The following is a 7277-nucleotide window of genomic DNA, read 5'->3' as shown; positions in this document are numbered from 1 at the left end:
AATAGGTTGCGATTTTGAATATTCGATTCCGAATTGGGAATTTTCCCCCTCTCCCCCTCTCCCCCTCTCCCCCTCTCCCACTCCCCCTCCCCCAACTGTGGCGTTTTCGCAGCTTAACGGTTATGCCCAACCTCTGGAAAACAACAAGCTGATTAGATTTGACCTGCAAGGGCTACCAGATACTGGTGGGACAATTGCCCTTGGGGGAGATGTGCGTGTAGAGGGAGGAGCGATACAACAAGCTAAGTTAAAGGTTCAAGCGCAAGATTTTCTTGCTTCTGATATCACTGGTGTGATCAAATTACCACTGATATTGGAGGCGGGGCGAACTAATGGTAATTTACAAGTTGAATTAAACGGGAAAAAACAACCTTTACTAGAAGGAAGCGCTAGTTTACAGGGAGTGCGATTTCAGATTCCCAAAGTGCCACAACCATTTGTCAATTCCCAAGGAAATCTCAATTTCCAAGGTACGCAAATCAAGGTTGATAATGTGGCGACTAGCTACGGTAAAATTCCCTTGGTAGCTAATGGCATCATTGATACAACAAGTGGGTTTAAGCTGACAGCGCGATCGCAACCGATAAGTGTAGCCAATGCAATAGAAACTCTCAAGGTGAAATCGCCTTTAGCTGTAAGTGGAGAAGTAAAAACCGACTTGCAGATTGGGGGAGGAATCTCCAAACCATTTCTCTCTGGTACAGTTGTCAGCACCAAACCTGCCAAAATTGACAAAGTTGATTTTGATACCTTCCGGAGTAAATTTTATTTTTCCACTGCCGCTTCCCTAATTACCTTAAAAGATATTCAAGGGAAGGTAAAATTAGGCGGCGATGTGACTGGTAGTGGCACGATCGCTCTTGGTAAAGTTCCCCAAATCAATGTCAATTTCCGCGCCAAAAATCTGCCTGGAGACGTATTTGCAAAGGTTTATGACGTAAATACATCAAATGTGCAAATTGGCACTGTTTCTGGCGATGCTAATTTAAGTGGCGGTGGTAGTAATGTGCAAACTGTGGTAGAGTTTCAAGCACCACGCGCTACCTACCCGACAACTGGTGAAATAGCGATCGCACCAGATAAAAGCGTTTCTTTCCGCAATGTGGTTGCTAGTGTCGCTGGGGGTACAGTACTAGCAAACGGCAGTTTTGCCAATCAACGCTGGCAAGCTGTAGCCCAAACTAAAGGTATACAGTTAGAACCGTTTGTCAACAAACAACAACTGCAAAATGTCTCTTTGGCTGGAGCACTCTTAAACGGTCGTTTCAAATTATCCGGCACTACGGGTCCGTTTCAAATTGCCAAAGTTGACTCGGAAAACGGACGAGTTCAAATTGGTGGTGGTACTGTTGCAATTTCTAACATCAAGCTGCAAGACCAAAACGTTTCGGCTCAATTAATCGCATCAGGTGTGCGACTGGGACGAGTCTTGAAAAAGAGTCCCCCTATTTTACAAGCACCTTTGGCGGGTAAGTTCCAAATTGCAACCAGTAGAGATAATTTTAGCCTAAAAACTCTCCAAGCTACTGGCGTTGCACGTTTGGGTGTTGGTGGTGGTATTACAGCTACAAATATCCGACTGGCTGATGGGGTATATCAAGCAGAAGTGCGGGCAAATGATGTATCTGTGCAAGAATTAGCACCAACGGCTAAGGATTTTCGCGGCAGGTTAACCGGTCAGTTTCAGGTGGCAGGAAGCGCGGAATCAATTACACCGGAAACTATCCAAGCTACTGGTCAGGCACGGGTGAATGTGGGAAATGGCACAATTACGGCATCAAATATTCAACTGGCTAATGGGGTGTATCAAGCACTGGTGCAAGCAAATAATGTGCCATTGCAGCGTTTGCCATCAGTACCACCGCAACTTCAAGGTGATTTAAATGGTCAATTTAATGTCGCAGGCAGCGCTACTTCCTTTCAACCAGAAACTATTCAAGCTACTGGTCGGGCAAGGGTGAATTTTGGAAGGGGTACAGTAGACACGTTCCAGCGGAACGTCTCTGCAAATATTCAATTGGCTAATGGTCGCTATCAAGCGCAAGTGCAAGCAAATAATGTGCCTTTGCAGCGTTTGCCATCAGTACCACCGCAGTTTCAAGGTGATTTAAACGGTCAATTTAATGTCGCAGGAAGTTTGGAACCATCCCAACGGCAAAATATTCAAGCCACCGGTCAAGCAAGGGTAAATTTTGGCAAGGGTACAGTAGAGACGTTCCAGCGGAACGTCTCTGCAAATATTCAATTGGCTAATGGTCGCTATCAGGCTCAAGTTGAAGCAAATAACGTGCCATTGCAGCGTTTAGCGAAGGTACCACCGCAGTTTCAAGGTGATTTAAATGGTCAATTTAATGTGGCAGGAAGTTTGGAACCATCCCAACGGCAAAATATTCAAGCCACAGGTCAAGCAAGGGTAAATGTTGCGGGTGGGACAGTTACAGCTTCAAATATTCAACTTGCTAATGGTCGCTATCAAGCTTTAGTGGCGGCTTCGGGTGTAGAATTAAACCGCTTTAATCAGCAATTACGCGGGGATTTGGGAGGTCAGTTGCAAGTAGCGGGTGCGGTGGCATCACCCAAATTATCAGATGTGCGTGCCGCTGGTGATGTACAGTTATCTCAAGGTATTCCAGGACTTGAGAAACCGTTGAATGCTGCGATCGCCTGGAATGGTCAAAAGCTGACGATTGTCAAAGCTACCGCTCCAGATTTAAATGTTAGTGGTGATATATTTGTCAACGCGAACGCAAGTATCCCGGAAATTACTAATTTAAATCTGAATGTACAAGCACAAAATTACAATATCCAACAATTGCCTCTAAAGCTGCCGTATGGGGTAGCCTTGGCAGGGAGAGCCGATTTTAGTGGACAAGTCACCGGAAAGTTGCCTTTGCCAAATGTTGAAGGGCAACTCAATTTACGCGACTTGGTGGTAAATAGTTTAGCTTTTGATCCGGTGTTGAGTGGTAAAGTTGAATCAGTGCAAGGGCGTGGTTTAAATTTGGATCTAGTAGGGACTGATGGTCAACGTTCAACGGTCAACGGTCAACAGTCAACATCCCCCCCCTCCCCCCCTCCTCTGAGAAGCGATCGCATTGCTTTAAAGCTAAATGCCAATAATCGCCCTGAATCCTTTGTAGTACAGTGGAAGGAAGCATCAGTAATTGGTGGCAGTCAAGGAGATAATTTGGCTGTGCAAGTCAAAGATTTCCCCTTGCAGGTATTGAAATTAAATCCACCACCGAATATTCGTTTGGGTGTAGGGGACAGGATCGCTGGATTGATATCAGGAGATTTACAGGTTAATCAGCGAACATTTGCGACAATGGGTAATATTAAGATTGAGAAACCCGAAGTTGGCAGAATTAAAGGCGATCGCTTTGCTGCACAGTTTAACTACAACAACGGTGTAGCAACACTAAATAATAGCGAATTCACTAAAGGCAAGAGTCGCTACGCTTTCAGCGGCACTTTTAAGCAAGCTGACAAAACTCCGCAACTGCAAGCGTCTGTTAACATCAATCAAGGTAATATCCAAGATGTCTTGGTTGTAGCACAGTTATTTGAAATCCAAGATTTTCAACGCGGTGCCGAAGCACCAACTTATGGCAAAGCTGCGGATTTAGTCACCACCCCACAAGGTTTAGCCAATCAGCCTTTATTTACCCAACTCCAGCGCTTTTATGAAATTGATGCACTTTTAGCACAAAAAGAAGAGCAGCAGAGTGCTTCTATTTTACCAGCATTGGCAGATTTAACCGGCACTTTCAACGGTGATATTGCTGTGGAAACAGGTACGGCAAAAGGACTGGGTGTGAAGTTTAATTTGAACGGTCAAAACTTTGTTTGGGGTGCAAAGGACGGACAAAATCAATGTTTAGAAATAGATCGTTGCTATAGTGCCGAAAAAGTAATTGCCGAAGGTAGCTTGGAAAATGGCATTCTAACATTGTTACCCTTACGACTGGAGTCTCAAAACAAACTGATCGCTTTTACAGGTGCGATCGGTAGTGAAGAACAATCCGGTCAATTACGAGTTAATAATTTCCCTGTAGGAATACTAAATAATTTTGTCAAACTGCCAATTGGTTTTACAGGTAATCTGAACGCTTCAGCAGCTTTAGCAGGCAGTATTAAGAACCCCCAAGCTAGGGGGGAATTGCAAGTGACTGAGGGAACTCTCAATCAAAAGCCGATAGAATCAGCAGCTGCAACTTTTGCTTATGCTAACGGACGTCTCAACTTTGGCAGTCAAGTCAAGGTTTCTGGTCCAGAACCAGTCAATATCAGTGGTAGCATTCCCTACCAGTTTCCTTTTGCGTCAGCAGCACCAGATAGCAATGAAATTCAGCTAGATGTAAAGGTGAAAAATGAAGGATTGGCATTATTAAATCTGTTTACTAACCAAGTGGCGTTGGAAAATGGTCAGGGAGAAATAGACTTAACAGTGCGGGGGACAAGACAAGATCCAGTTGTTAATGGAACTGCCAGCATCAACAATGGTGTTTTTTCCGCTCAAGCTTTACCAGGACAACTGACAGATGTTAACGGTAGAGTCCTGTTTAATTTTAACAGCATAAGAGTGGAAAATCTCCAGGGTAATTATAGCCGGGGTAAAGTCGCAGCTGCGGGAGAGATTCCTATTTCCAACAATCGACAAGTACAAATAAACAATCCCTTAAGGGTAACTCTTGACCAATTGACGTTAAATCTCAAAGGATTGTATCAAGGTGGCGCTAGCGGGAATGTGACAATTACTGGTGCTGCACTTAGCCCAATAATTGGTGGTAAAGTACAGTTGACAAATGGTGAAATTTTGTTAGCAGAATCTACCAACGCTACTCAGCCGACAAATAACAATGTAAGCATTCCACCCTCCCCTGCTAAAGCCCTCAAGCAAAACAAAGACACTTCCAAAAACGCCACTGGGACAACGACCAGATTTAATAATTTAGAGCTTGAGCTAGCCAAAGACGTAAAAGTTATTCGTCCACCTCTGATCAGTTTTGGAGCTACTGGTGCGCTCACCATCAACGGCTCTTTGGGTAATTTGTTACCCTCTGGAGTTATTCGCCTAAGAAGTGGTGGTGTGAATTTGTATACCACGCAGTTGAACCTTGCCCGTGGCTACGAACAGACAGCAACCTTTAGCCCAGAAAGAGGACTTGACCCCGAATTAAATATTCGGCTATTAGCCAAGGTGCTGGATGCTGTTCCCACTAGGCTCAGTACCACATCAGTATCATCGGAAATCAACGACAACAATGGTATTATTCCTAACTTTGAACCGATCAGAACTATTCAAGTTGAAGCGCGTGTTGAAGGTTTGGCTAGCCAACTTAACCAAAATTTAGAATTAAGAAGCACTCCTGCACGTAGTGAAACCGAGATTGTGGCTTTGCTTGGTGGTAGTTTTGTCAACACCCTGGGAAGTGGGGGCAGTACCCTGGCACTTGCGAACTTAGCAGGTTCTGCTCTTAACCTTCAGGGAACTTTTAACCAGATTGGCAATGCATTTGGCTTAAGTGAATTCCGTTTATTCCCGACTATTTCAGCAGTTAGCAATTCTTCTAGTCTGGAATTGGGAGCGGAGGCTGGAGTTGATATTACTCCGAGAATTTCTGTTTCTGGTGTCAAGATTTTGACTGCCGAAGACCCCTTACAATTAGGTGTTAACTACCGAATAAACGATAACTTGCGCTTGCGTGGTTCTGCACCTTTATTCACTAACTCTAATTGTTCTGCCACAAATGGTAACAATCAAGACAACTTTGCTACTTACTCATGTGGCATTAATGCTGTGTTGGAGTATGAAAAGCGCTTTTAATTGGGCATTGGTTTCACAAAAAATAACCAGTAAGTAGTAATATGGGCGGAAATTTCACCCTTGAAAATGAACCTGTCTGTTCGTAGTATTGTTACGATAATTTCAGATTAGATGTTGAAGCCTTGATCCAGTCTGAAACTTTAGAACTACTAGAATGGCATCGGCTCTGCCAGCATATGAGCACATTTGCGGCAACGAAACTAGGAGCGCTAGCCTCACGTTATTTGCCGATTCCTGACTCCAGAGCAAAAAGCGAGTACTTGGTTCAGCAAACCAAGGAAATATACGAATTAGAAAATCGTCTCACCACGGGACTGTCTTTTGAGGGAATTCAAGATATTGGTGATTCTCTAGAGCGGGCAGAAATCCAAGGTGTTTTAACTGGTGAGGAACTTTTGGCGATCGCTACTACTCTTGCGGGAACCAGAAATTTACGCCGTGTAATTGACAACCAACCTGATTTTCCCATACTCAATCAGCTGATTGCCGATTTACGGACCTATCCAGAACTAGAGCAAGAAATTCACCGTTGTATTGACGATCGCGCACAAGTAGCCGATCGCGCTAGCCAAAAACTCAATGATATTCGCAATGATTTGCGGAAATTACGCAGCCAAATTACTCAAAAACTGCAAAATATTTTACAAGTTAAATATGGCGCAGTTCAAGAACAAATAATTACCCAAAGAGGCGATCGCTACGTGATCCCCGTGAAAGCACCCCAAAAAGACGCGATTCCCGGCATTGTTCACGATACCTCTACCAGCGGCGCAACGCTGTATATAGAACCTAATTCCATTGTGCCTTGGGGCAATCAACTACGGCAAACAACGAAAAAAGAACAAGTTGAAGAAGAAGCGATTCGCCGCACTCTAACACAGCAAGTTGCAGCAGTCAAACCAGATTTGGAAAGATTGCTAGCAATTGTCACAACTTTGGATTTAGCAACCGCTAGAGCGCGTTATAGTTTCTGGTTAGGAGCAAATCCCCCCCGATTTATCCAGCGGGAAGAAAATGAAACTATTACTTTACGGCAATTGCGTCATCCGCTTTTAGTCTGGCAGCATCAACACGAACAAGGTTCAGCAGTAATTCCCGTGGATTTACTGATTCAACCGCAAATTCGGGTGGTGACGATCACAGGACCAAACACCGGCGGTAAAACTGTCAGCTTGAAAACCCTCGCTTTAGCAGCATTGATGGCGAAAGTGGGTTTATTTGTCCCCGCCCGCGAACCTGTAGAAATACCTTGGTTTGAGAAGATACTGGCAGATATTGGCGATGAACAATCCCTACAGCAAAGTTTATCTACATTTTCCGGTCACATTCGCCGGATAAGTCGGATTTTAGAAGCTTTGGGAAATGGGGAGAAGGAGACAGAGGGGCAGGAGGACGACTTGGAGGACAAGGGGGATAAGGACGACTTGGAGGAATTTGCTTCCTCATCCCC

At 44.4% G+C, this 7277-nt stretch carries 2 protein-coding genes; both read left to right on the top strand.

Annotated features, from left to right (window positions below; genetic code table 11):
- The first annotated feature begins 97 nt into the window (after positions 1–97).
- Entirely contained in the window at positions 98–5827 is a 5730-nt protein-coding gene (locus tag OGM63_RS01635) for a translocation/assembly module TamB domain-containing protein (protein ID WP_263743756.1), read from the top strand.
- A 122-nt stretch (positions 5828–5949) separates the two neighbouring features.
- Positions 5950–7277: endonuclease MutS2 (locus tag OGM63_RS01630; RefSeq protein WP_445974546.1), on the top strand; the 1328-nt coding region annotated here is incomplete at its 3' end.

It is taken from the genome of Plectonema radiosum NIES-515 (genome assembly GCF_025753815.1).
Classification (GTDB): Bacteria; Cyanobacteriota; Cyanobacteriia; order Cyanobacteriales; family Nostocaceae; genus Hassallia; species Hassallia radiosum_A.
This window is presented reverse-complemented; position numbering and strand designations above follow the sequence as displayed.